This window comes from Mycobacterium sp. URHB0021, assembly GCF_054057895.1.
Genome location: NZ_JBSRZT010000002.1, coordinates 3,665,973 through 3,689,851, shown reverse-complemented (window position 1 = coordinate 3,689,851; position 23,879 = coordinate 3,665,973). Strand labels below are relative to the sequence as shown.

The 23,879-nt window shown below is 67.4% G+C and carries 22 protein-coding genes and 1 tRNA gene; 9 read left to right on the top strand and 14 right to left on the bottom strand.

Features of this window, described 5'->3' with window-relative positions:
* Positions 1-2 precede the first annotated feature (2 nt).
* Together ACVWWN_RS20350 and ACVWWN_RS20345 are read right to left on the bottom strand one after the other, a co-directional pair.
* Positions 3-533 (bottom strand): YbhB/YbcL family Raf kinase inhibitor-like protein, encoded by a 531-nt coding sequence (locus ACVWWN_RS20350; RefSeq protein WP_457145452.1) that lies wholly within the window; start codon positions 531-533, stop codon positions 3-5.
* Positions 534-565: 32 nt separating this feature from the next.
* Positions 566-1,918, bottom strand: a complete 1,353-nt coding sequence (locus tag ACVWWN_RS20345) for a M20/M25/M40 family metallo-hydrolase (RefSeq protein WP_457145451.1) — start codon at positions 1,916-1,918, stop codon at positions 566-568.
* Between the two features lie 62 nt (positions 1,919-1,980).
* On the opposite strand from ACVWWN_RS20345, the gene ACVWWN_RS20340 reads away from it, so the two are divergent.
* Positions 1,981-2,069: transfer RNA gene (locus ACVWWN_RS20340), tRNA-Leu, on the top strand.
* Here ACVWWN_RS20340 and ACVWWN_RS20335 read toward each other — a convergent pair.
* Positions 2,020-2,382: an ArsR/SmtB family transcription factor gene (locus ACVWWN_RS20335; RefSeq protein WP_457149207.1), complete on the bottom strand. Its 363-nt coding sequence runs from the start codon at positions 2,380-2,382 to the stop codon at positions 2,020-2,022. The genes ACVWWN_RS20340 and ACVWWN_RS20335 overlap by 50 nt on opposite strands.
* 66 nt (positions 2,383-2,448) lie before the next feature.
* On the opposite strand from ACVWWN_RS20335, the gene ACVWWN_RS20330 reads away from it, so the two are divergent.
* Entirely contained in the window at positions 2,449-3,657 is a 1,209-nt protein-coding gene (locus tag ACVWWN_RS20330) for an MFS transporter (protein WP_457149206.1), read from the top strand.
* Here ACVWWN_RS20330 and ACVWWN_RS20325 read toward each other — a convergent pair.
* The 5 genes from ACVWWN_RS20325 to ACVWWN_RS20305 form a co-directional block, all read right to left on the bottom strand.
* Positions 3,636-7,610: a molybdopterin-dependent oxidoreductase gene (locus ACVWWN_RS20325; protein WP_457145450.1), complete on the bottom strand. Its 3,975-nt coding sequence runs from the start codon at positions 7,608-7,610 to the stop codon at positions 3,636-3,638. The genes ACVWWN_RS20330 and ACVWWN_RS20325 overlap by 22 nt on opposite strands.
* 109 nt (positions 7,611-7,719) lie before the next feature.
* The gene (locus tag ACVWWN_RS20320; protein ID WP_457145449.1) at positions 7,720-8,115 is read right to left on the bottom strand and encodes a universal stress protein; all 396 of its coding nucleotides are present in this window, start codon (positions 8,113-8,115) and stop codon (positions 7,720-7,722) included.
* Positions 8,112-9,650, bottom strand: coding sequence for a tripartite tricarboxylate transporter permease (locus ACVWWN_RS20315; RefSeq protein WP_457145448.1), 1,539 nt, complete (start codon positions 9,648-9,650; stop codon positions 8,112-8,114). Before ACVWWN_RS20315 ends, ACVWWN_RS20320 begins: the two co-directional genes overlap by 4 nt.
* Positions 9,651-10,175, bottom strand: a complete 525-nt coding sequence (locus ACVWWN_RS20310) for a tripartite tricarboxylate transporter TctB family protein (RefSeq protein WP_457145447.1) — start codon at positions 10,173-10,175, stop codon at positions 9,651-9,653.
* Entirely contained in the window at positions 10,172-11,155 is a 984-nt protein-coding gene (locus ACVWWN_RS20305) for a Bug family tripartite tricarboxylate transporter substrate binding protein (RefSeq protein WP_457145446.1), read from the bottom strand. Before ACVWWN_RS20305 ends, ACVWWN_RS20310 begins: the two co-directional genes overlap by 4 nt.
* 101 nt (positions 11,156-11,256) lie before the next feature.
* Here ACVWWN_RS20305 and ACVWWN_RS20300 point away from each other — a divergent pair, with 101 nt between their 5' ends.
* Positions 11,257-12,897, top strand: a complete 1,641-nt coding sequence (locus tag ACVWWN_RS20300) for an ATP-binding protein (RefSeq protein WP_457145445.1) — start codon at positions 11,257-11,259, stop codon at positions 12,895-12,897.
* Positions 12,890-13,567 carry a response regulator gene (locus tag ACVWWN_RS20295; protein ID WP_457145444.1) on the top strand — a complete coding sequence of 226 codons (678 nt, stop codon included), beginning with the start codon at positions 12,890-12,892 and terminating at the stop codon, positions 13,565-13,567. The genes ACVWWN_RS20300 and ACVWWN_RS20295 overlap by 8 nt, the downstream gene beginning before the upstream one ends.
* Here the strand turns inward: ACVWWN_RS20295 and ACVWWN_RS20290 are convergent.
* Complete coding sequence (locus tag ACVWWN_RS20290) at positions 13,553-14,839, bottom strand: HNH endonuclease (protein WP_457145443.1); 1,287 nt, start codon at positions 14,837-14,839, stop codon at positions 13,553-13,555. The two genes, ACVWWN_RS20295 and ACVWWN_RS20290, sit on opposite strands and share 15 nt — an antisense overlap.
* A 105-nt stretch (positions 14,840-14,944) precedes the next feature.
* On the opposite strand from ACVWWN_RS20290, the gene ACVWWN_RS20285 reads away from it, so the two are divergent.
* Positions 14,945-15,100: a hypothetical protein gene (locus ACVWWN_RS20285; RefSeq protein ID WP_457145442.1), complete on the top strand. Its 156-nt coding sequence runs from the start codon at positions 14,945-14,947 to the stop codon at positions 15,098-15,100.
* A 31-nt stretch (positions 15,101-15,131) separates the two neighbouring features.
* Here the strand turns inward: ACVWWN_RS20285 and ACVWWN_RS20280 are convergent, their stop codons facing one another.
* Positions 15,132-16,676 (bottom strand): phospholipase D family protein, encoded by a 1,545-nt coding sequence (locus ACVWWN_RS20280; protein ID WP_457145441.1) that lies wholly within the window; start codon positions 16,674-16,676, stop codon positions 15,132-15,134.
* A 180-nt stretch (positions 16,677-16,856) separates the two neighbouring features.
* On the opposite strand from ACVWWN_RS20280, the gene ACVWWN_RS20275 reads away from it, so the two are divergent.
* Positions 16,857-17,222 carry a PAS domain S-box protein gene (locus ACVWWN_RS20275; RefSeq protein ID WP_457149205.1) on the top strand — a complete coding sequence of 122 codons (366 nt, stop codon included), beginning with the start codon at positions 16,857-16,859 and terminating at the stop codon, positions 17,220-17,222.
* A gap of 10 nt (positions 17,223-17,232) precedes the next feature.
* Here ACVWWN_RS20275 and ACVWWN_RS20270 read toward each other — a convergent pair whose 3' ends face one another.
* Positions 17,233-17,889: a TetR family transcriptional regulator gene (locus ACVWWN_RS20270; RefSeq protein ID WP_457145440.1), complete on the bottom strand. Its 657-nt coding sequence runs from the start codon at positions 17,887-17,889 to the stop codon at positions 17,233-17,235.
* Between the two features lie 583 nt (positions 17,890-18,472).
* Here ACVWWN_RS20270 and ACVWWN_RS20265 point away from each other — a divergent pair.
* A complete protein-coding gene (locus ACVWWN_RS20265) occupies positions 18,473-19,705 on the top strand; it encodes a serine hydrolase domain-containing protein (RefSeq protein ID WP_457145439.1) in 1,233 nt (410 codons plus the stop codon).
* Positions 19,705-20,463: a type 1 glutamine amidotransferase gene (locus ACVWWN_RS20260; protein WP_457145438.1), complete on the top strand. Its 759-nt coding sequence runs from the start codon at positions 19,705-19,707 to the stop codon at positions 20,461-20,463. Before ACVWWN_RS20265 ends, ACVWWN_RS20260 begins: the two co-directional genes overlap by 1 nt.
* Here the strand turns inward: ACVWWN_RS20260 and ACVWWN_RS20255 are convergent.
* Complete coding sequence (locus tag ACVWWN_RS20255) at positions 20,419-21,768, bottom strand: TIGR01777 family oxidoreductase (RefSeq protein ID WP_457145437.1); 1,350 nt, start codon at positions 21,766-21,768, stop codon at positions 20,419-20,421. The two genes, ACVWWN_RS20260 and ACVWWN_RS20255, sit on opposite strands and share 45 nt — an antisense overlap.
* Before the next feature lie 146 nt (positions 21,769-21,914).
* Here ACVWWN_RS20255 and ACVWWN_RS20250 point away from each other — a divergent pair, with 146 nt between their 5' ends.
* Positions 21,915-22,592, top strand: coding sequence for a phosphoribosyltransferase (locus ACVWWN_RS20250; protein ID WP_457145436.1), 678 nt, complete (start codon positions 21,915-21,917; stop codon positions 22,590-22,592).
* On the opposite strand, the gene ACVWWN_RS20245 is transcribed toward ACVWWN_RS20250, so the two are convergent.
* Both ACVWWN_RS20245 and wag31 read right to left on the bottom strand, forming a co-directional pair.
* A complete protein-coding gene (locus ACVWWN_RS20245; protein ID WP_457145435.1) occupies positions 22,589-22,939 on the bottom strand; it encodes a DUF308 domain-containing protein in 351 nt (116 codons plus the stop codon). The two genes, ACVWWN_RS20250 and ACVWWN_RS20245, sit on opposite strands and share 4 nt — an antisense overlap.
* A gap of 46 nt (positions 22,940-22,985) precedes the next feature.
* Positions 22,986-23,801, bottom strand: a complete 816-nt coding sequence (gene wag31, locus ACVWWN_RS20240) for a DivIVA-like cell division protein Wag31 (RefSeq protein WP_457145434.1) — start codon at positions 23,799-23,801, stop codon at positions 22,986-22,988.
* Positions 23,802-23,879: the final 78 nt, after the last annotated feature.

Sequence of the window (23,879 nt, the reverse complement as noted above, 5' to 3'; positions counted from 1 at the left end):
GCCTAGGACTCCTCGTGCGTGCCGTGAATGAGCGCGCGGGCGATCGCGTGGCCGAACAGGTTGAAACCCAGATAGGCCGGCGTCGCCTCGCCCGGTATCTCCAGCTTTTCCACGTCGACGGCGTGCACGGCGATGATGTAGCGGTGCGGACCGTGCCCGGGTGGCGGTGCCGCACCGATGAAACGCTTCAGACCGGCGTCATTGGCCAGAGTCAGTGCGTCACCGGGCAATCCGCTGCCGTCCCCGACGCCTGCGGGCAGGTCGGTGACGGTGGCGGGCAGGTTGGCGACCGCCCAGTGCCAGAAGCCGGAGGCCGTCGGAGCGTCCGGGTCGTACATGGTGACGGCGAAGCTGCGGGTCTCCTCGGGGAACCCCGACCAGCTCAGCTGCGGCGACACATCCGAACCGCCGGCGCCCATGATTCCGCTGACCTGGTCGTTGGCCAGCGGTTGCCCGTCGGTGACCGACTCCGAGGTCAAGGTGAACGAGGGCAGCTTCGGCAGAAAGTCGTACGGGTTGTAGTCAAACGCCATGATCGTCCTTTCGCTATCGATCTATTGGGTCATCAGCAGTGCAGCAGAAAATGCTCGAGAACCTCGGCGCCGAACGTCAGCGCATCAACGGGTACCCGCTCGTCCACCCCGTGGAACAACGCCGCGAAGTCGAGCTCGGGCGGCAGCTTCAAGGGCGCGAAACCGAAGCAGCGGATCCCAAGGCGCGCAAAGTGTTTCGCATCGGTGCCGCCCGAGAGCATGTACGGCACGGTACGGGCGTCGGGGTCGGCGGCCAGGATCGCCGCGTTCATGGCGTCGAGCAGGTCACCGTCGAAACTGGTCTCGTAGGGCGGCAGGTCGGTGATCCACTCCCGGGTCACGTCCGGGCCGATGAGCTCGTCGACCTCGCGTTCGAAGGCGGCCAGCCGGCCGGGCAGCACCCGGCAGTCGACCACGCCCTCGGCCGTCGCCGGTATGACGTTCGCCTTGTAACCGGCCTTGAGCATCGTCGGGTTGGCGGTGTCCCGCAGGGTCGCCCCGACGATCCGGGCGATCGGGCCGAGCTTGGCGATCGTCCCCTCCAGATCCGGTGAGTCGACATCGAAGGTGTAGCCGGTTTCCTCGCTGACGGCCCGGAGGAACTGCTCGACGGACTCCGTCAGCACCACGGGGAACTGGTGACGGCCCAGCTTGGCCACCGCTTCGGCGACGGCGGTGACGGCGTTGTTGTCGTGGATCATCGACCCGTGGCCCGCGCGGCCGCGGGCCGTCAGGCGCATCCACATCATCGCCTTCTCCGCGGTCTCGATCAGGTAGAGCCTGCGCTCACCGCCGTCGCGGCGCGGGATCGTCAGCGAGAACCCGCCGACCTCCCCGATCGCCTCCGTCACCCCCTCGAACAGGTCGGGCCGGTTGTCGACGAGCCACTTGCAGCCGTACCTGCCGCCCGCCTCCTCGTCGGCGACGAAGGCGAAGACCAGGTCGCGCGGCGGCACCATCCCGGACCGCTTGAAGTACCGGGCGACGGCGATGATCATGCCGACCATGTCCTTCATGTCGACCGCGCCGCGACCCCAGACATAGCCGTCCTCGACGGCACCGGAGAACGGGTGCACGCTCCAGTCGGACGCCTCGGCGGGCACCACGTCGAGGTGTCCGTGCAGCATCAGCGCACCGCGCGAGGAGTCGGCGCCCTTCAGCCTGGCGAACACGTTGGCCCGGCCGGGGGCGCCGGATTCGATGTATTCGGTCTCGTACCCGACCTCTTGCAGCTGTTCGGCCACCCAGCGGGCGCATTCGGCCTCACCCTGGGTGGTCTCGAGCTCACCGGTGTTGGACGTGTCGAATCGGATGAGCGCGCTGACGAGGTCGACCACCTCGACTCCGGGCTTGGGGGTGGCAGTCACAGTCACCTTTCCTACCATTGCTACCTCAGTTGGGTTTGGGTCCGGGCAGTCTGATCCGATAGCCTTAGCTGCCCGAACTGGTCCGAGTGGCGGAATGGCAGACGCGCTAGCTTGAGGTGCTAGTGCCCTATTAACGGGCGTGGGGGTTCAAGTCCCCCCTCGGACACCAGGTGATCAACCTCTCGATTGGCGCTCGCCACAACGGAGCTCAGCAGTCCCGGCACCGCCGCCTCGAGTTCCTCGGTACGCAGGCGCTGGTACGTCAGGCCGTCCGCGACCGACCGCTCGATCACGCCGGCCTCCCGGAGAATCTTGAAATGGTGGGTGGCGGTGGACTTGTTGATGCCGTCGTAGAGCGATGCGCACTGGACAGGCGCGCCGGCGTTGTGGAGCCGGCGGACGATCTCCAGCCGGATCGGTTCCTGTAACGCCGCGAGCACCTGGTGCAGGGGCGCGACCGGCATATCCGGTTTGACGTTCATCAAACCCAGCGTACGCTGGAACGAGTTCGAGCGCGGCGAAACTACCCGAACGGAGGCCCGGTGGCGCTGGTCGTGGTGGGCCGTCCGTCCGGCAACGAGACGCAGCGCTGGGCGTACCCCCTTCTGCTCGTGCTGAGCGCCGTCGCGCTGGGTGTCTCGGGGCTGCCCGCGCCCCTGTACGGCCTCTACGAGAACGCCTGGCACCTGTCTCCACTCGCGACCACGATCATCTTCGCGGTGTACGCCGTCGCGGCGCTCGCGGCGGTGTTGGTGTCCGGGCGGATCTCCGACGTGGTCGGCCGCAAACCCGTCCTGCTCGGCGCCGTGGTCGCGATGATCGTGGGCCTCGGCGTCTTCCTGGTCGCCGACAACATGGCCCTGCTGCTGGTGGCCCGCACCATCCACGGGGCGGCGGTGGGTTCGATCGTCGTCGCCGGCGCGGCCGCGCTGCTCGATCTGCGCCCGGATCACGGGGTGCGGTCGGGCCAGTTGAGCGGCGTCAGTTTCAACATCGGGATGACGGTCGCGATCGTCGGCGGGGCGATGCTCGCCCAGTACGCACCGCACCCGATGCGCACGCCGTACGCCGTCGTCGCGGTGGTGTGTGTGGTGGTCGGGGCGGGCCTCATCGCGCTGCGGGAGCCGCATCTGCACCGCCCCCGTGAGCGCATCCGCATCGCCAGACCCGCTGTCCCGCAGGAGATCTGGTCGGACTTCTGGTTTGCCGCGCTCGGCGTGATGGCTTCGTGGTCGGTACTCGGCGTTTTGCTGTCGCTGTATCCGTCGCTGGCCGCCCGACAGACGCACGTCGACAACCTGGTCTTCGCCGGCGGGGTGGCCGGTATCACGGCGTTCACGGCCGCGCTCACCCAGCTGTTCGCCACGCGTATCCCTGCCCGCACGGCGGCGATCGCAGGGGATGTCGGGATGGCGGCGGCGCTGGCGTTGACCGTGCCGATGTTGTCGACTCACAGGTGGCCGTTGGTGATTGCGGCCGCGGCATTGCTCGGCGCCCCCTTCGGGCTGGGGTTCGGCGGCTCGTTGCGGCACCTGTCGAACGTGGTGCCCGCCGCGCGGCGCGGAGAGACCATGTCGGCGTACTACCTCCTCGCGTATTCCGCGATGGCGGTGCCGACGCTGGCGGCGGGCTGGGCGGCAACGCGGTGGCCGCTGGAATCGGTCTTCCCGTGGTTCGCCGGACTGACCGGGGTCGCCTGCCTGGCCGCGGCGGCCGTCGGCGCGCTGGGCACGCATCAGTACACGTCGCGCACATAGCGTTTGGCCGCGACCAGCTCACGTTTGTAGTCGTGGGCGCTTTCGTCGGACATCCCGCCGTGCGTCCTGATGATTTCCGTCAGCACCGCATCGACGTCTCTGGCCATCCTGGTGGCGTCGCCGCACACGTAGAGATGCGCGCCGTCCTCGAGCCAGCGCCAGACGTCGGCGCCGTAGTCACCCATCTTGTGCTGCACGTAGACCCGCTGGGCCTGGTCACGGGAGAACGCGAGGTCGAGCCGGTTGAGGAGGCCGTCGCGGACCATGTCATTCAGATCGTCGCGGTAGTAGAAGTTTTCGCTGCGGCGCCGGTCGCCGAAGAACAGCCAGTTGCGGCCGGTGTGCCCGAGCGCGCGACGCTCCTGCAGGAAGCCGCGGAACGGTGCGATGCCGGTGCCCGGCCCCACCATGATCATCGGCGTCTCGGCGTTGTCGGGCGGCCGGAAATGCGGCGAGCGCTGCAGGAACACCGGGACGGCCGCCGCGCGGTCGGCCAGGAATGCCGAACAGACGCCGGCCCGCGCAGCACCGGTGACACCCCGGTAGCGCACCACCGACACGGTCAGTTGCACCTCGTGCGGACTGACCAGCGGGCTCGACGAGATCGAGTAACTGCGGGGGGTCAGTCGGACGAGCACATCCTGCCACTGCTGTGGCTCGGCGCGCACGGTGAACTCCGAGACGAGGTCGAGTCCGTTGCGCCCTCGCAACCATTCGTCGAGTTTGTCGGTGCGTGACCGAAGTGCCCTGGCCGCGGCGGTGTCGCCACATGCATCCGCCACGAAGCCAAGCAGATTCGGCGTGATCCGGCAGAGGTCGTAGGACACGGTCAGGGCCTCGCGGAGCGACTGCTCGTTGCCGTCCACTGCGACCACCGCGTCGCCGTCGAGCGCGGTGGCCGTCAGCCACGCGTCCACCACCGCCGGATCGTTGGTGGCGTACACCCCGAGCGAATCACCCGCGGCGTAGGTGACGTCGTACTCGGAGATGTCGAAGCCGATCTGGCGCACCTCTTTTCGTGAGGTCGGCGCCGTCAACACGACGTTCCGGGCCACCGGTGCCAGGATCGGTTTGGCGCGGGTGAACGGCTCGGTCACCGCGGCCGGCCGGGCGGCCGGCTCGCCGAGCAGCACGGTCACCTGCTCGGCCCACCGGTGTAACCGGTCGTCGTCGAAAGCCTCGCAGTCGGCGCGGTCCAGTATCCGGGTGGCACCGAGGGCTGCGAGTCGGCCGTCGATCGCCCTGGCGTGGCCGCAGAAGTTGTCGTACGACCGATCGCCGATGCCGAGCACCGCGTAGCGCAGACCCGCCAGGGCGGGCGCCTCGGCGGCTTGCAGCCGGTGCCAGAAGGCCGTGCCGTTGTCGGGCGGGCCGCCGTCGCCGAAGGTGCTGGTGACCACCAACACGTCGCGCGTCGCCGCGAGATCGGTCAGCGCCAGGTCGTCCATGTTGATCAACTGTGCACCCGTGAGGCGCACGGCCAGCCGTGCGGCCAAATCCTCGGCGGTGCCGGTCTGCGACGCCCACAGCACCAGCGGTCCGGTGGTGACCGGCTCGTCGGTGGGCGCTGCGCCGATCCGCGAATACCGGCCGGCCAGCAGACCGTCGATCCACAATCGGACGTCGGCCGCGACCGGCGCGGACACCGGCAGCACCGGCACATCCGTGACGCCTTCGGCCAGCGCGGTGAAAAACGCTGTCAGGTAGATCTTTTCGGAATCTGTCGGGGTAGGCCGCCGGTCGACATCCAATTCGGGGGGAACATCGTGCACGGACCTGACGGGACGCAGACTCACCGCGCACACCTTGAGCTCGGGTTGAAGCGAATCGGCGTCGACGGCATCGCTGGTGAGCGCGTTGACGGTGAGGTATTCGCCGTGTTCGTCGTTCCAGTGGAACGGCACGAAGCAGTTGCCGGGGCGCACCCGGTCGGTGACCACGGCGGGAAGCACCGCGCGTCCCCGCCTCGAGGTCACCTCCACGGCCCGTCCTTCGGTGATGTCCAATGTGACGGCGTCAACCGGATGTATCTCGACGAACGGTCCGCTGTCGAGCCGGTTGAGCTTGTCCACCTTCCCGGTCTTGGTCATGGTGTGCCATTGGTGCTGCAACCGCCCGGTGTTCAGGACCAGAGGGAAGTCGTCGTCGGGCAACTCGCGCGGGTCCATGTGCGGGCGGGCGTGAAAAACCGCGCGGCGCGACGGCGTCGGGAACGCCAGCCGTGGCGTGTGCCCGTCGGCATCGACGAACGGGTGCTGGCTGACGCCGTCGTTGAGGTACCGGATCGGGTGGCGGCTGTCCGCCCCGCCCGGCGAATCCTCCGGCGGACACGGCCACTGCAGTGGGGTCTCCCGCAGCCGCGGGTAACTGGCGCCCCGGAGGTCGTAGCCGGTCTTCGGGTTCGAGAACCGGCGGATCTCCTCGAAGACCTGCTCGCTGGACCTGTGGTCGAAGTGCTCGCCGAACCCCATGTGCCGGGCCACCTCGCAGATCAGCCACCAGTCGGGCCGCGACTGGCCGGTGGGCGGCGTCGACTGCTGCAGCAGGGTGAGGGTGCGTTCCGAATTGACCATCACCGCATCCGATTCCGCCCACAGGGTCGCGGGCAACACAATGTCCGCGTAGTGGTTGGTGGCGGTGGTCCGGTACGCATCCTGGGTGATGACGAGTTCCGCCGCGTCCAGCCCGGTGATCACGGTTCGGCGATTGGCCACGGTGGCAACGGGATTCGTGCAGATGATCCAGCAGGCCTTGATCTCGCCGTCGGCCAGACGCTGGAACATCTCGATGGTGCCTGGTCCGACCTCGGCGCGGATGGTGCCGGGCGTCAGACCCCACTGGTGCTCGACGAAGGCCCGGTCGTCGGCGCTCACGACGGATCGCTGACCGGGCAGTCCCGGGCCCATGTAGCCCATCTCGCGTCCGCCCATCGCGTTGGGCTGGCCCGTCAGCGACATCGGTCCGCTGCCGGCACGGCAGATCGCCCCCGTGGCCAGGTGCAGATTGCAGATCGCATTGGTGTTCCAGGTGCCGTGGGTGCTCTGGTTCAGTCCCATGGTCCAGCAGCTCATCCACTCGCCCGCCTCGGCGATCAGCCGCGCGGCGGTGCGGATGTCGGATTCCGCCAGGCCGGTTATCTCGGCGACCCGGTGAGGCGGGTAGCCGGCGAGAAACGCGGGCATCGCGTCGAAGCCCTCGGTGTGCGCGGTGATGAAATCATGGTCGATGTCGCCGTTTTCGACGAGCAGATGCAGCAGACCGTTGAGCAGCGCCAGATCGGTGCCTGCCTTGACCTGCAGGAAGAGGTCGGCCTTCTCCGCGGTGGCGGTGCGTCGCGGGTCGACGACGATCAGCTTGGCGCCCGCCTTCAGCCGGTCGGCCATCCGCAGGTACAGAACGGGGTGGCAGTCGGCCATGTTGGAACCGACGACGAAAAAGAGTTCGGCGCAGTCGAAATCGGCGTATGAACCCGGTGGGCCGTCCGCGCCCAGCGACTGCTTGTATCCCGTGCCTGCGCTGGCCATGCACAGCCGGGAGTTCGACTCGATGTGCACGGTCCGCAGAAAACCCTTGGCCAGCTTGTTCGCCAGGTATTGCGCCTCGATCGACATCTGGCCCGAGACGTAGAGCGCGACGGCGTCGGGACCGTGCCGGTCGACGATGGCACGCAGCCGTCGGCCCGCCTCGGCGACGGCGTCGTCGACGGGCGTGGGTACCAGCTCCTCACCTCTGCCGGGACGCAGCAGCGCCGACTTGAGCCGGCCGTCGTCGGCGCGCATCAACTCGGCGTGCGTGGCGCCTTTGGTGCACAGCCTGCCGAGGTTGGCCGGATGCGATCTGTCGCCGGAGACCCGGGTGATGACGAGTCGGCCGTCCTTCGGGTCGGCGGCCGTCTGAACCTCGATGCCGCAGCCGACGCCGCAATACGAGCACGCCGTCCGCGTCACCACCATGCGTCGATGGTGTCGGCGCCCTGTTCCGGCTAGTTTCCGTCCGCGTTATCGCGAGGATAAGTGATTCTCACCGGGCCGCTACCGCGGCAGTGAGGAGGATATGCGCAGGTCAGAAGTCGTCCGGCTTGACAGCCAGCACCGGCTTGGGGCACTCCAGCAGCAATTGCTGCGACACGCTGCCCAGCAGCAGCTTGCCGACTGGGCTCCGGTGCCGGATGCCGATCACCAGCAGTTCGGCGGCGTCATCGTCCATGGCCTTCAGCAGCTCCTTCGCGGTGTCGACGCCGACCGGTTGGGTCAGCTCGAACTCCACACCGCACGTGGTGAGCCGTTCCTCGATGTCGTGGACCTCACCCGTTTGCGCGAAGTCGGCGTCGACGTAGGCGTCGCCCGGCGTGGCGTTGATCACCCGAAGGGTGGTGCCGCGCAGCTTGGCCTCGGCGATGCCGTGCTCGAGCGCGGCCCGGCCGAACGGGTCCGCGCTGTACCCGATGACGATCGTCATGCCTGGGCCTTCTCTACCTGGTCCCTGTCGTCCTCGACGACGAGGAGCGTCTCCTCGCTGCGGTGCATCAGCTTGAGCAGCAACGGCATCAGCAGCAGGATTGCCATCAGCACGTAGACGATGATCGCGACGGGCTCGGTGAACAGCCCGCCCCAGTTGCCGTCGGCGAGTTGCAGCGCCTGGCGGAGCTGTCGCTCGATCCGCGGCCCGAGGATGACCCCGATGATAAGCGGCAGCACGGGCAACCCGAACCGTCGCATCATCAGCCCGAGCAGGCCGAACACCAGCAGCAGCGCCAGATCCAGGGCCTGCACGTTCACCGCGAGCGCACCCAACGTGGCGAAGAACAGGATGCCCGCGTACAGATACGGCCGTGGCGTGCGCAGCAGCTTGGCCCACAGCGGCGCCAGTGGCAGGTTGAGTACCAGCAGCAGCAAGTTGCCGATGAACAGGCTGGCGATCAGTGTCCAGATCAGCAGCGGCTCCTTCTCGAAAAGCGTTGGTCCAGGCTGAATTCCGTACGACACGAACGCGGTCAGCATGACCGCCGCGGTGGCGTTCGTCGGCAGCCCGAGCGAGAGCATCGGCACCAGAGTTCCTGCCGCGGAGGCATTGTTGGCCGCCTCGGGCCCGGCGACACCCTCGATCGCCCCCCTGCCGAACTCCTCTTTGTGCTTCGAGAGCCGCTTCTCGGTGATGTAGGACAGGAACGTCGGCAGCTCGGCTCCGCCGGCGGGCAGCGCCCCGAACGGGAATCCGAACGCGGTGCCGCGCAGCCATGGTTTCCACGACCGGCGCCAGTCGTCGCGGCCCATCCAGGGCCGGCCCACGGGGATGACGTCGGCCGGACGGCGACGCAGATGTGCTGCCACCCAGAGCGCTTCACCGAGGGCGAAGATGGCGACCGCGATCACCACGATGTCGATCCCGTCGGACAGCTGCGGTATCCCGAACGTCGCGCGCGGCTGGCCGGTGAGAAAGTCGATCCCGACGACGCCGATCGCCAGTCCGAGGAACAGCGATATCGCACCGCGTAGCTTGGAGGCGCCGAGCACCGCGGTCACCGCGACCAACGCGAACAGCATGATCGCGAGGTAGGACGGCGCGCCTAGGGTCACGGCGAATCTCGATATCGGCGGGGCGAACGCGGCAAGCAGGGCGGTGCCGATGGCCCCGGCGACGAAGGACCCGATCGCCGCGGTGGCCAACGCCTGGGCGGCGCGGCCGGCCTTGGCCATCTTGTTGCCCTCGATGGCGGTGATCACCGACGACGACTCGCCCGGTGTGTTCAACAGGATCGAGGTCGTGGATCCGCCGTACATGCCGCCGTAGAAGATTCCGGCGAACATGATGAACGCCGCGCTGGGGCTGACGTTGTAGGTGATCGGCAGCAGCAGCGCCACCGTCATGGCCGGGCCGATGCCGGGCAGCACACCCACAGCGGTTCCGAGGAGCACGCCGATGACGGCGTACAGCAGATTCATCGGGGTCGCGGCCTGCTCGAATCCCTGGAGCAGCCAGTCCAAGTTGTTCATCTACAGAATCCCATCCAGAACGCCTGCGGGCAGCGGGATTCCGAGCCCGGAATAGAACGCGTAGAAGCTGACGAGGGCCAGCGCCAATCCGATGACGAAGTTGCGGATGTAGTGGCCGCTGCCCAGAACCGTCGCCGCGCCTGCGAACAGCAGGGTCCCCATGATCACCCAGCCCAGCGGATTGACCAGCACGATCACCGCGACGAACAACCCGACCAGCAGTCCGACCGTGCGCCAGTCCCCCGGCGCGTTCGGGTCGACGTCTTCACCCGCATCGGCCTCACCGATCGACCCGCGCGGAATCGCAATGGCCAGAATGATTGCGAGTGCTACGAGTGCGACGCCGATGGCCAACGGAAACATCCTCGGCCCGACCGGGTCGACCTTGGCGAAGCCGGCATCCAGCGTCACCGCGTCGTAGATCAGGAATGCGCCGACCAGGACGAGCACGGCGCACACCAGATACTGCGCCTTGTCGACCGGTTTGGCCGGCACCTGTTCCTGCGGTTCTTCGGTGGTCGTCATAACAGCCCCAATTCGGTGAGTGTCGAGCTGACCCGGTTGTCCTGGTCCTTGAGGAACTGTTCGAACTGCGCGCCGGTCATGAACGCGTCGGTCCAGCCATTCTTCGCCAGCGCGTCCTTCCATTGCTGTGTGCCGTGCAAGTCCTCGAGGACCTTCACCATGGCGTTCTTCGCGCCATCGGAGATGCCCGGCGGCGCAAGGACTCCGCGCCAGTTCGCGAACGTCAGGTCGATTCCCGACTCCTTGAGGGTCGGAGCGTCGATGCCCTCCACCCGTTCGTCGCTGGACACCGCCAGCACTCGTAACTGTCCGCCCTCGATCTGGTCGATGAGCTCGCCGGGACTCGATGTGCCCACCGTGATCTTCTTGCCGAGAAGCGCAGTCAACAGGTCGCCTCCGCCGTCATACGTGACGAAGTTGACCGACTTCGGGTCGACACCGACCGCCTTGGCGAGTTCCATCGGAAACAGGTGGTCGGGACCGCCTGGTGACGAGCCGCCGCCGATCGTCACCTTGGAGGGGTTGGCTTTCCACGCCGTGACGAAGTCCTGCACCGTCTTGAACGGCGAGTCGGCGGGAACGAAGATGGCGCCAGGGTCCTCGATCAACTTGGCGATCGCGGTGGCGTCGGAAGCCTTGACCTTGGAGCCGTTGGTGTAGGTCGCGCCGACCACGCCGAGCCCCATCGTCATCATGAGGTCGTCGTTGCCTTTTTCGTTCATCAGCCGGGCCATGGCGACCGTGCCGCCCGCGCCGATGACGTTGAAGACCTCGACGCGACCGGTGATGTCGTCGTCCTCCATGATCTTCACCGCCGTGCGCGCGGTCAGGTCGTAGCCGCCACCCGGGCTGTTCGGCACCATCATGCGGAGACGGTGAAATCCCTGCGCTTCCTCCCCCCGGGTGACGCCACACGCCGTCACCAGCAGTGCCACCACCGCCGCGATGACGAATAAGGCCCGTTTCCGCGTTCTGTACACGTCATCCCCAATCACCGATTTGTGATGCTCAGCAATACTGGACCCGAACGGTGACCCAGGTCACCGATACGAACGCAAAGGAAGTATTGGTCATTGAGTTCATGACCTCGTCGCGGTGGTCCACGGTCGCCGGCCTGCTCAGGGGCAGAAGCCTCGCCGGTCAGTTCCTGCTGTTCCAGCTGATGGTGGTCGCCGTCGTGCTGGTCGCGGTGGCCGGGGTGTCGGTGGCCCAGTCGACGCGGGAGTTCCGCGAGGTGCGGGGGCAGCGCATGATCGCGGTCGCGGAGAACATGGCGTCCACGCCCCTCGTGCGGGAGCGGTACGCCGATCCCTTCGCGTCGCGCGTGCTGGCGCCGGAGGTCGACCGCGCGGTGGCGTTGTCGGGGGCGGGGTTGGCCGAGATCCTCGATCCCGACGGCAGCGTCCGGGTGTCATCGGACCCGTCCCGCGTCGGAAAGCGAATGGATCTGGGACCCAGCCGGGCCGACGAGGGCAGGGCGTGGTTCGGCGACGACAATGTCGACGGTGTGCACAGCCTGGTCGGGCAGGTGCCGATCCTGTCGATCGACGGCGATGTGCTGGCGGTGGCCTCGGTGAGCGAGCGGTACCCGTCGGTGTGGGAGCTGCTCAGCGGTGCGGGCGAACGGCTCCTGATCTACCTGGGCATCGGCGCGGCGTTGGGCCTTGTGGCGTCGTGGTTGCTGTCGCGGCGGATCAAGGGCCATACCCGCGGGCTGGAGGTCGCCGAGATCGCCAACCTGGCCGACCATCGGGAAGCGTTGCTGCACAGCATTCGTGAGGGCGTGGTGGCGGTCAACAACGAGGGTGACATCACGCTGCTCAACGACAGTGCGCAGGAACTCCTCGACGTCACCGGCGCGGCCGTAGGGCGACGTGTCGACAGCGTCGGGCTCGACCGGGCGGTGATCGAATTCCTGCTGTCCGGCGAGGATGGGCGCGACGTCGTCATCGCCACCCGGACCCGCGTGCTGGCGTTGAACCGGCAGGCCGCCACCAGCCAGGGTCAGCGAATCGGAACGGTCACGACGATGCGCGACAGCACCGAACTCGCTGCCCTGCAGGGGCAGTTGTCGTCGCACAAGAGCGTGACCGACACGTTGCGGGCACAGACCCACGAGTTCGCCAACCAGCTGCACACCATCTCCGGGCTGGTCCAGCTGGGCGAATACGATTCGGTCCGGGATCTGGTCGGCACCCTGACGCGCCGGCGCGCGGAGATCAGCGATGCGGTCACCCAACGGATTTCGGACCCCGCCGTCGCCGCATTGCTGATCGCGAAGACCACACTGGCCGCCGAGAGCGGAGTGGTGATGGAGATCGATCAGCAGTCACACCTCGTCGCCCTCGACCCTGCGCTCGCCACGGATGTGATCACGCTGCTGGGAAATTTGATCGACAACGCCGTCGACGTCTCGGTGGGGGCCAAGCCCGCAACGGTCACAGTCGGCATCAACGACCGCGACGGGCTGACCATATCGGTGACCGACTCGGGCCCGGGTGTGCCCGAAAATCTTCGGGAGGCGATCTTCGCGCGCGGGATCACCTCGAAACCCGACGTGCCGGGTGGGCGCGGTATCGGGCTCGCGCTCGTGCGGCTGGTCACGGCCCAACACGGTGGCACGGTCGAGGTCAGCGACGGGCCGTCCGGCGGCGCGTTGTTCGTCGTCCGGCTGCCGGAGAGCAGCGCGGTGCCCACCTCCGAAAGAGCCGTCCATGCGTGATGTCCTGGTCGTCGACGACGATTTCATGGTCGCCGAGATCCACCGGCGTTTCGTCGAGCAGGTCGAGGGCTTCCGCGCTGTCGGCGTCGCCCGCACGGGTGCCGATGCGTTGGCGGCGGCGCGCGAACTGAAGCCGCAACTGATCCTGCTGGACGTGTACCTGCCCGACATGACCGGCCTGGAAGTCCTGCACCGGCTGCGGTCCGACGGCGACCGGGTCGGTGTCATCATGATCACCGCGGCCCGCGAGCTGGACACCGTGAGTGGCGCACTGGACGGCGGCGCCGCCGATTACCTGATCAAACCGTTCGAGTTCGGCCAATTGAAGGCCAAATTGGCGGCGTTCGCGGCCCGCGCCGATGCACTGGAGTCCGCCGCCGGCGGCGCCGACCAGTCGTTGATCGACTCGCTGTTCGGCGGACCGGCGGCCACCCCACCCGGGCAGGAGATTCTGCCGAAGGGGCTCGGCGCCGAAACCGGACGCCTTGTCCTGGACGCCGTGCGCGACAGCGGCGAGGTGTCGGCGGCGGAATGCGCTGAGCTGGTGGGTATCTCACGTGTCAGCGCCCGCCGATACCTGGAGCACTACCTCAGCACGGGCGCCCTTGAACTGCGCCTGCAGTACGGGGTGGGCCGACCCGAGCGGCGCTACAACCTACGCGGCGTGTAACTGCGCGATCGCGATACCGATCCGAACCTCGACTTCACTGACCACGGTCGTCGGCGAACCCGGCAGTGGCGGCGCCGTCGATCGGTAGTGCGCGCCGGTCGGTGTCACGAATTCAGCTGTGTGGACTCCGTCTTCCTGGTGGGCGCAGACACACCAACCGGGTGACTCTTTCGAGTAATTGCAGTGCTCACACATGCCGAGGCCGTTGACCACCGCGGTCGGTCCCCCGCGGCTGCGGGGCTGGGCGTGATCGCGATGCCGGATTGGGGCGTCGCAGTACGGTGTCCGGCAAGTTTGATCCCGCAACCCGATGAACGCCGCCAAACTCTTCGGGAAACACCGCGACCGTGACTCCATCGCCACCAATGTTCCCGCCTTCGGATGCCGGTACAGCCGCCGTAACGTTGCCTTGGAAAGTCCGTCGGTGACCGCCGCATTGACCAGACCGCGCGCCACCGACGCCGGAATCGGTCCGAATCCCTCGATCAACGCCGGTGAGTCGTCAGCGCCGAACAGTGTCTGGTCCGAGATCACCAGATTGACCGCCATCGGCTCCGCCTCCTCGGCAGGCCGCCCGGTGACCCGCTCGACCAGGGTGTCGGCCATTACCTGGCCCCGTGAGCGGTCGTCGAACGTGGTGTCGGCCGCCCGCTTGAGCGCCGCGAAGACACCGACGCCCTGCGCGACCGGCAAAAGCACGGTCACATACGTCATGGTGTCGGGCGCCGGCCGAATGGTCACGGTCCGGTCCGCCACCGCCTTGGCCGCGCGGTCGACCACGGCCCGCGGGTCGAGCCGGTAGGCGATATTCTTGGCCACTGCCACCACCCGGGCGTCCCCCATGCCGTCGAGTTCGCTGATGTCGCCGCATAATTCGGCGTCCAGCGCGCGACGGTCCTCGACGGCGAGGCAGGCGGATTCCCGCACGATCAACGTCGCACGCCATTCCGACAGTGCGCCACACTCCAGTGCGGCCATGGTGTGCGGCATCTCGTAGACCAGTGCTTTCGCGAAACCCAGATGCCTGTCGCCCCGCGACGGGGAATCCCGCCGCGCCAGCGCCACCTCGCCGGCCACACCCCGGCCCTGCTTGGCCCTGGGCACACCCGCGGCCGCTTCGCCGGCCCGGCGCACGGCGTCCAGCGCCGCGGCCGCGCGCGCCTGACCAGCGGCGGCCGCCGACTTGACCCGCTCCAACTCGTCGATCCGCCTGATCAGGGCCGCTTGATCGGCATGCGGGTCCACCGCCGCCATCCCTGCCAAATCGAACATACTTTCGATTCTGCCGCGGTCCACTGACAGCGGCGGTCCGACAAGCGGGAAAACGAGTACTCCTCTACCCGCATCACGGCGTGCACCAGCGCAAAGAATTGTTGATTGACGGTCCCACCCGACAACCGCGGGGAGCTGCCTCGCGCGAACCTCGCGAGAATCGAACTCGGCGCGAACCTCACGATCATGGCGCGCCGGATGCGTGGAAGCGGCATCAGCGGTCCGGTCGGCCTGCCCGTCGAGTTCGACTACGGTTATTGAGCCGGCTGTTGAGCTGATTTCCGAACACGCGTCACAGTCGTCGCATCACCCGGTCGCGAACCGACCGTCCGTCCGGGTCGTAGATCATCCGGTAGGCCGGCTCGGCCCACAGCCGGGTGAGCAGCCGCAGCCGTCCGGACCGGTGGCGCCGCAATCGGCCAGGCGGTCTGGGTCCCGCGCAATCCCGTGCGTACCAGTCGTCCAGCGCCTCTGCGGCTGCGGTGATCTCGCGCACGGCGGTGGCGGGATCGGCCAGTCCACCGTCCATTCCACCGTCGGGTGCGCGATCGAGATGTTCACGCATCAGCCGCAGCCGGAGGTCGCGCGCGAATGCCCCGGTGTCATCCAGCACGGCGCATGCCAACTCAGTGTCGTGCGTCCACGACCGGCGGTTGAAGTTGTCACTGCCGACCGAAGCCCAGATATCGTCGATCACACAGACTTTGGCGTGCACGTACACCGGTGTGCCGTCGTGGTTCTCGACGTCGAATACGTGTACGCGTTCCGGGCTGGCCCGATGGCACACTTCGAGCGCCTGCCAGCGACCGACGTGATTCGGGGGCAGTTCGAGACGCCCGTCGACGTCGGGATACCGCGGCACGACGGCGACCAGGTGGAGGTCGGGGTTGTCGGTCAGGGCGCGCGCGAACAGGTGGGCGACCCGCTTGGACCACAGGTACTGGTCCTCGAGGTAGATCAGTCGCCGCGCCCGCGGCACCGCCTTGGAGTAGGCGCGGGCGATGCTGCGCTCGCCCCGCGGCGCGTGGTCGTAAGTGAAAAGGGTCTTCGGGTAGGTGCGCAGCACCTGAACCGCGAGCGGCCCGCACGGTGACGGATCGGGCGGCTTCGGCGGCAGGCGGCCCGATGAGAGGTCCGCCCGGCGCAGCCTGTCCACCACCCAGGCGATCGGCGACGTCACATCGATCGGCGTGGAGTCGGTCCAGCGCTCCCGGAACGACGTATCCAGCGCACCGACGACGGGACCCTGCAATCTCAGCTGAACGTCGTGCCACGGCGGGTGCTCGCCGTATCGTTGAGCCATCCGAACCGACTGGGGATCACCGCGGTGCGACTCGTCATCGCGGCGGGAATGGCACAGGTCGATGCCGCCGGCGAATGCGACATCCCGCTGCGGCTCATCGGGATGGCGGCAGATCACCAGTTTCTGGTGATGCGAGCCGCCGATCCGGACACGCTGGTCCAGCAGTACTTCTCCGCCGGCGCGCTCGATATCCTCGCCGAGGTGTTCGTTCTCCTCTTCGCTGTACTGGAGCCGGTCCAGATGCGACCGCCAGACCAGGCCCTTGACGATCACTCCGCGCTCCGCGGCTCGGCAGAACAGTTCGGCGACCGTGGGTCCGCCGGCGCGCATCTTCTGATCGGGATCACCCCGCCAGTCGGTGAAGAACAGGTGATCGCCGGCACGCATCGCCTCGACTTCGGTTGCCAGCCGGTCGAAATACGTCGCACCGTGAACCAGCGGCTCCGCCCGGTTGCCCTCACACCAGGCGGGCAGCCGGGTGCTGAAGTTACCGCGCTCGGCCGTCGTGAGGAACCAGTCGGATCGATCCGACACGTGCTTCCTCCTTGCGTCGGCCCGGCGGACGACCGCGGGTGACCCCGGCGACCGGGTAGCCGATGAATGCGGCTGTGAAACCCATCACCGTGATCGTGGGTTTTCAGCAAATTCTGCTCGGTAAGACGCGATAATCCGGGCGTGAACCGACGACGGCAGAGTCAGAGCGTGCAGTCACCGATCACCTTGCTCGGGCAGCTGCCGGCCCGCGTGGTGCTCGAGCGGATGCCCGTCCCGGTGGTGGCCATCGGTCAAGACGGCTCGATCCTCTTCGCCAATGCGGCATTCGCCGAGATGCTCGGCTACACCACCGAGAAGGTGCTGTCGCTGAAGTTCATCGAGATCTTCAACACCGCACCGGTTGACGCGTCGCCGGTGTCCGCCGTTCGTGGCTACGCCAACGAGATCGTGTCGTTGATGCATGCCGACGGGTCCATCGTGCGGGCCAAGATGAGCAAGTCCGCGCTGCTGCGTGAAGACGATCCGCTGGCGTTGGCGACGTTCGAAGACCTGACGGAACAGTTGTGGGATCGCGGCCGCCGGTAGGCGGTCGGAGTCAATCGGCCGGCGTGGCCGGCTGCAGACGCGACGACTGGCGGGCCAGGAACTGACGGAAATACGACAGCGACGCCTCGGGCACGATCGTCGGGAGGAGCATCTCCCACGCGTGGTTCACGCGCACCACGAGGTCGCGGCCGCCTGACAGGGAGTTCGAGATCACCTCGGCGCCGATCAGCGTGCTGAGGATCACGCCGCCGACGACCTCCGCGTCGAGATCCGAACGGATGTCGTCCTCGGACTGTGCCAGGCGAACCCGAGCCACCGTGCCCGCGAGCCAGGCGCGGTAATAACCGGCGACCGACTCGTTGAACTTCGCGAACGTGAGGAGAAGGTGCCCGCCGGTTCGCACCAGCTTCTCCGAACTTGTGAGTTCGGCCGCCGCGAATCCACCGAGGATCAGACCTTCCAGCGCCGATGACGACTGGCTGGCGCGCCGGAGCGCATCCCCCACCTGGTACACGGCCTCATCGATGATGGCGAACGCCAGAGATTCCTTCGAATCGAAATGGTGATAGAGCGCGCCCTTGGTGACGTCGACGCGTTCGATGATGTCGCCGAGTCCGGTGCTCGGATAGCCGACCTCGTCGTACAACTCGACGGCGGCATTGATGATCTTTCGCCGGGTGACCTCGGACCGAGGCTGCCGGACCATCCTCGTCGCCCCCCGGAATTGATCGCCACTACCTGTACACCGGCGTCAGATTTAGCTGGCCGGTTTCGCCAGCCTAGCAGCGCCGATCGCAGGTTCTTCGGAATCGACGACAGTGTCGATTGTCGCGAGTTGCCGCCAGGTGAGCAGTGCTGAGCAAGCCCACGCAGCGTCAGCAACCTTGTTTCGATCTATGACCGCCTCCGTCGAACCGATATCAGCTGATCGACGTCCGGACTTCCAAGGTAAGCCCGGCATCTGAGGGGCACTTTTCGCAAATTAGGATATTCCGAGTGGATTCACGAGGCGCTGGCGATAGCAAATCGCGATTCGAAACAAGCACGGCCAACTCGACCCGGAAGCCGACCAAGCCGATTCATCCGGCGACCGCGGAGAGACGGACTACCGCGCCCGGCGCTCAAGTATTTGCTAACTGGAATACGCGGCGCCGAATCTCACGCTCATCGCTCGCGCACGGCTCGCGGAGCCGATCTCGTCACCGAAGGCGCAGCCCCGGGGGCGGATCGCCCAGTCGACAATCGTCGAAGGCGGCCTGCTCACCCGCGGCTCTGTCAGGATCGGCGACATGCCCGTCACCCGATGCCTCCTCACGGTGGCCAGCGTCCTCATCCTGCTGACGGGCTGCGCACCCGATGCGCTACCGTCCCGATCCCCCACGTCGACCATCGACAATCCCGAAGCGGACGCGGTGATGCGTGCCGTCCGGGACGTGATGGCCGAGGCCCATCTGAAGGCCGCCATCGTCCGGGTCACGGTGGACGGCACGGAAGTCGTCACCGAGGCGCTCGGCGAATCGATGACGGGAGTGCCTGCGACGACGAACATGCACTTCCGCAACGGCGCCGTGGCGATCTCCTACGTCGCCACGCTACTGCTCGAGCTCGTCGACGAGAAGAAAGTCAGGCTGGACGACAAGCTGTCGAAGTGGTTGCCCGAGATTCCGCACGCCGACCGGGTGACGCTGGGCCAGCTGGCGCAGATGACCTCGGGCTACGTCGACTACGTGATCGGCAACACCGCGATGAACGCAGCGCTCTACGAGAACCCGTTCCGCCGGTGGACCACCCATGACCTGCTGGACTTCGCCGTCAACAGACCTCTGCTCTACGAGCCGGGAACCAACTGGAACTACGCGCACACCAATTACGTGCTGCTGGGGCTCGTCCTGGAGAAGGCGACGGGCCAAGACATGCCGAAGCTGTTGTCCGACAAGGTGCTTCGCCCCCTCGGCTTGACGAACACGGCGAATTCCAGCACCGCAGAGATCCCGTCGCCCGCGCTGCACGCGTTCAGCTCAGAACGGCGTGCCGCCCTGAGGATCCCGGCCGGCATCCCGTTCTACGAGGAGACCACGTATTGGGATCCGTCCTGGACGATCACTCACGGTGCGATCCAGACCACCAACATCTACGACCTGGAGGCGACGGCGGTCGGCATCGGCTCGGGCCGGCTGCTCACCGCCGACTCGTATCAGAAGATGGTGGCGACCGATCTGCGCGGCAAGACCCACGAGCAGCCCGGGTGTACCACCTGCGACGCGATGACCGACGGCTACGCCTACGGTCTCGGGGTCGTCATCTCGGGGAACTGGCTGCTGCAGAATCCGCTGTTCTCCGGGTACTCGGCCGTGGAGGCCTACTTACCGGCGCAGAGGATCGCCATCGCCGTCGCCGCGACGTACGCCCCGGGAGCGTTCGATGCCCAGGGCAATTACCGTAACGAGGCCGACACGCTGTTCCGCCGGATCGGCGCCGAACTGGCCCCCGACGACACGCCACCCATGCCGCCACCGAAATAATGGCGATCGTGGCGTCGAAGGTTCTGTTCATCTACAACGAGCACCTCACAACCGAGGGCCTGCTCGGGGAGGCGTTCACCGACCACCGCTTCGACGTGGACACCTTCGAGGTGGTGCCCGCCGAGCGCATCGACAGCCCGGCGGGCGAGGTGACCTTTCCCGATCCGACCGGCTACGACGTCATCGTCCCGCTGGGCGCGCGTTGGCCGGTGTACGACGAGGCGCTGCGCCGCACCTGGGTGGGCAGTGAGATGCAGTTGATCTCCTACGCCGCCGATGCGGGGGTGGCCCTGCTCGGGGTCTGCTTCGGCGGCCAGCTACTGGCTCAGGCATTGGGCGGGTCCGTTGCGCGGTCGTCCACTCCGGAGATCGGCTGGTACGACGTCGCCAGCGACAATCCCGATCTGGTGCCCGGTGGACCGTGGTTCCAGTGGCACTTCGACCGGTGGACGCTGCCGCCGGGGGCGACCGAGATCGCGCGGACAGCGAACTCGTCGCAGGCGTTCGTGCTGGGCCGGGCGATGGCGCTGCAGTTCCATCCGGAGATCGACCTCGCCCTGCTGGATCTCTGGCTCGCCGAGGACCGCGACGGCGAGGTCGTCGGCGTAGGACTCAGTCACGATGAGTTGCGTTCGCGCACAATAGAACTGGCTGACAGCGCGGCCAGGCGGATCCACGGTCTGGTCGGCGGCTTCCTGACCCACGTCGCACGGTCAGCCGCGCCCGAGTTCATGAGCGAGCGCATCGGCGAGTTGTGACCGCCTGAATCGGTGACCGAGCGTCTGCAGCTTCGTCGGCACCACCCGCTGATTGGCCGTCGCGAGTTCGCGCGCACCCTGCTCCCCCAGCAGAAGCCGTGGACCGAAGGGCGGCACCGGCAGCACCGTCGGCCGGTGTACCACCCGGCCCAGCGCTTTGGTGTAGTCGGAGTTGCACACCGGTGCGGGCGCGACCGCGTTGACCGGTCCGGTCAGTCGCGGGTCGTACAGCGCCCGGTAGTAGACGTCGATCAGGTCATCGAGTCCGATCCAGGACAACCACTGTTGTCCCGTCCCCAGCCGTCCGCCCAGTCCCGCCAGGAACAGCGGGCGCATCAGTCGCAGCGTTCCACCGCGCGCGGACTGCACGATGCCGGTCCGCACGCGCACGACGCGCAACCCCGCGCCGGCCGCCGGTTCCGTCGCCGCCTCCCATTCGGAGACCACGTCGGCGAGAAAGCCGTCACCGGCGACGCTCTCCTCGCACAACACCGCATCACCGCGGTCGAAGCCGTAGATCCCGATCGCCGAGGCGCTGACGAACGTGCGCGGGCCGTCGTCCGCGCGCGCCGCGACGTCGGCGAGGCGCCGGGTCGGCCCGATGCGGCTGTCCCTGATCGCGGCCTTGTGCCCGTCGCTGAACCGCCCGGCGATCGACGCGCCGGCCAAGTGCACGACGGCGTCCACGCCCGACAGCAGGTCAGCGCTGGGATTGTCCGGATCCCATTGCCGCTCAAGCTCATTACGTGCCGAGTGGCGCACCAACCGGATGACCCGGTGACCGCCGGTGCTCAGAAACGCGGCCAGTGCCGAGCCGATGAGGCCGGAGGCACCCGTGATGGCGACCACCATCGGCCCCGCGCCCGAGTCGGCGGCGTCGCGGTGTGCGGCCAGGTCATCGGCGAGCTGTCGGTGGCGATAGACAAAGGTGGACCGAAGGGCGGCCGCGGGTACCGAGGTGTCGACGTGGTCGTACACGCGGGTACCCCGCGCCGCCTCGCTGAATTCGTGGGTGTGGCGCCACCAGCCGATGACGCGCGGGGGCCAGCTCGCGGGTCCCTGTGATGCGAGCGCGTCAACGAAGCGGTGCGGTGGGTCATAACGCGCCGGATCGTGTTGGGCGATCCAGCGCAACCCGCCCGGCAGTCCGAGCACCGCACGGCCGTCGGCAAGCGACTCCGTTTCGGCCACCGCGGTCATGGACTGCCACGGCGGAATCAACCGGGTCATGGCGCCGGGGCGCGTATGCCAGGCGAATACCTCGGCCAGCGGGTGGTCAACGACGCTCTCGTACTCGATTCCCATGGTCCTCCGGTGTGGGCTCGGCAGCTATTCGTTGCGGACGGGCGGGCGGATTGCTCCACGGAGGTTCGGGTACCCGTCCGCAGATAACACCCGAAGCCACGCCCACGGTCGTACGCTGGACATGTTCTCGAATCGAAAAGACTGCGATGAACGGATGGAGCGGGCTCACCCGGCGAGATGCACGTCGCACGTTCCGGGACCGCCGAGACGCCGGCCGGGTCCTGGCGCAGGAGTTGGTGTCCTATCGGGGTCAGGAGAACCTGCTCGTGCTGGGCCTCGCGCGCGGCGGTGTCCCGGTCGGCTGGGAGGTGGCGGTGGCCCTGCGGGCGCCGCTGGACGTGTTCCTGGTGCGCAAGCTCGGTGTGCCACAGTGGCAGGAACTCGCGATGGGTGCCTTGGCCACGGGCGGTGGCATCGTCGTGAACGACAACCTGGTGAGAAACCTGGGCATCAGTGACGAACAACTGCAGGCGACGATTCGACGCGAGACCGACGAACTGAACCGCCGCGAGTCGGCCTACCGGGGCGACCGTCCACCGGTGAGCATGGCGGACCGGACCGTGATCCTGGTGGACGACGGTATCGCCACCGGTGCCAGCATGATGGCCGCGGTCAGGGCCGCCCGGGCCGCGAAGCCTGCGCGGCTGGTGGTCGCGGTGCCCGTCGGGCCGCCGTCGGCCTGCCGTGAGCTCGCCTCCGAGGCCGACGACGTGGTGTGTGCGACGATGCCGCCGGGGTTTGAAGCGGTGGGTCAGGTGTTCGCGGACTTCCACCAGGTGACCGACGACGAGGTTCGCGATTTGCTGGCTACGCCAACGGTTTAACGACGGTTAGTGTCCTCGTCATCGCGCCGCTCGGTGCCCACGGCGGTGGTTTCGGCGTCGCTCTCGTCGTTTCTCTCGTCGACGACCGGAGCTTCTTCCGGATAGTCCTCGACGTATTCCGGCTCGACCTCGCGGTCCTTGGTGTCGACAGTGTCGACGGTGCCTTCCCTGGCTTGCTCGCCCGAGTCCCGTCGGGAGCGCTCGCGCAGCGCGTCGACGATCAGCAGCACCACCCCGACGACGCTGGCAGCAATGCAGACCCAGGCGATCAGTTCATTGCTGGTGACCACGGCGGTCACCAGCGCGGCAAGACCGATGATGGCCAGAACGAGCGCAACGATCAGCATTGCCCAACCCTAGGTCGAAGAGGCGCCCTCTGCGCGCAGGACTGCGCTAGTTGTTGCCCCGATTGAATTGGTTGAATCCGCCGCTGTCGTTGTTGGCGCTGGAATCGACCGGCGCCGCCGAACCACGCTGACCCAACTCCTCGAGCTGCGACTCCAGGTAGGTCTTGAGCCGGGTCCGGTATTCGCGCTCGAACGTCCGCAGTTGTTCCAGGCGACCCTCCAGCACCGTGCGCTGCTGGTTGATTGTGCCCATGATCTCGGAATGCTTGCGTTCGGCGTCGGCCTGCAGAGCGTCGGCCTTCTCCTGCGCCTGACGCAACTGGGCCTCCGAGCGGGTCTGGGCATCGGAGAGCATGGCATCCGCGCGCTGCCGGGCCTCGGTGACCGTGGTCTCTGCGGTCTGCCGGGCCTCGCTGACCATGGCATCGGCCTGAGCCCGGGCATCGGAGAGCATCTTCTCCGACTCCGCCTTGGCGCTGCCGGTCAGCCGGTCCGCGGTGTCCTGGGCAAGGCTGAGCACCTTTGCGGCCTTGAGATGGCTGTCCTCGCTGACCGGCGCCGGTGCCGCGGGCGGGGCTTCGTACACAGGTTGCGGCGCGGCGGCGGGCGCCGGCTCGGGTTCGGGCTCGTAGACAGGAATGGCCTGGGTCGGTTGGGCGCCGGCGCCGGATCGCGCGTTCGCGACCTCTTGGTCCAGCTCCGAGACCCGCTGACGAAGATCGGCATTCTCCTCGATGAGCCGGGTCAGCTCGTTCTCAACCAGATCGAGAAAGGCGTCGACCTCATCCTCGTTGTAACCGCGCTTGCCGATGGGTGGCTTGCTGAACGCAACGTTGTGGACGTCGGCTGGTGTGAGCGGCATTGTCTGCCCCCTTGGAGTCTGGACCGTCAACCGATCTCAAAGTGTAGAGCCTTACTGGAACGTAACTGGCGTCCATCC

Bases quoted from the DNA above. Each gene is read 5' to 3' on its own strand.
- ACVWWN_RS20260 (WP_457145438.1), top strand. From the start codon at position 19,705: ATGGCGATCGTGGCGTCGAAGGTTCTGTTCATCTACAACGAGCACCTC.
- ACVWWN_RS20310 (WP_457145447.1), bottom strand. From the start codon at position 10,175: ATGACGACCACCGAAGAACCGCAGGAACAGGTGCCGGCCAAACCGGTC.
- ACVWWN_RS20255 (WP_457145437.1), bottom strand. From the start codon at position 21,768: ATGGGAATCGAGTACGAGAGCGTCGTTGACCACCCGCTGGCCGAGGTA.
- ACVWWN_RS20315 (WP_457145448.1), bottom strand. From the start codon at position 9,650: ATGAACAACTTGGACTGGCTGCTCCAGGGATTCGAGCAGGCCGCGACC.
- ACVWWN_RS20335 (WP_457149207.1), bottom strand. From the start codon at position 2,382: ATGAACGTCAAACCGGATATGCCGGTCGCGCCCCTGCACCAGGTGCTC.
- ACVWWN_RS20320 (WP_457145449.1), bottom strand. From the start codon at position 8,115: ATGACGATCGTCATCGGGTACAGCGCGGACCCGTTCGGCCGGGCCGCG.
- ACVWWN_RS20350 (WP_457145452.1), bottom strand. From the start codon at position 533: ATGGCGTTTGACTACAACCCGTACGACTTTCTGCCGAAGCTGCCCTCG.
- ACVWWN_RS20345 (WP_457145451.1), bottom strand. From the start codon at position 1,918: ATGGTAGGAAAGGTGACTGTGACTGCCACCCCCAAGCCCGGAGTCGAG.
- ACVWWN_RS20295 (WP_457145444.1), top strand. From the start codon at position 12,890: ATGCGTGATGTCCTGGTCGTCGACGACGATTTCATGGTCGCCGAGATC.
- ACVWWN_RS20265 (WP_457145439.1), top strand. From the start codon at position 18,473: ATGCCCGTCACCCGATGCCTCCTCACGGTGGCCAGCGTCCTCATCCTG.
- ACVWWN_RS20300 (WP_457145445.1), top strand. From the start codon at position 11,257: ATGACCTCGTCGCGGTGGTCCACGGTCGCCGGCCTGCTCAGGGGCAGA.
- ACVWWN_RS20250 (WP_457145436.1), top strand. From the start codon at position 21,915: ATGAACGGATGGAGCGGGCTCACCCGGCGAGATGCACGTCGCACGTTC.
- ACVWWN_RS20290 (WP_457145443.1), bottom strand. From the start codon at position 14,839: ATGTTCGATTTGGCAGGGATGGCGGCGGTGGACCCGCATGCCGATCAA.
- ACVWWN_RS20270 (WP_457145440.1), bottom strand. From the start codon at position 17,889: ATGGTCCGGCAGCCTCGGTCCGAGGTCACCCGGCGAAAGATCATCAAT.
- wag31 (WP_457145434.1), bottom strand. From the start codon at position 23,801: ATGCCGCTCACACCAGCCGACGTCCACAACGTTGCGTTCAGCAAGCCA.
- ACVWWN_RS20245 (WP_457145435.1), bottom strand. From the start codon at position 22,939: ATGCTGATCGTTGCGCTCGTTCTGGCCATCATCGGTCTTGCCGCGCTG.
- ACVWWN_RS20325 (WP_457145450.1), bottom strand. From the start codon at position 7,610: ATGGTGGTGACGCGGACGGCGTGCTCGTATTGCGGCGTCGGCTGCGGC.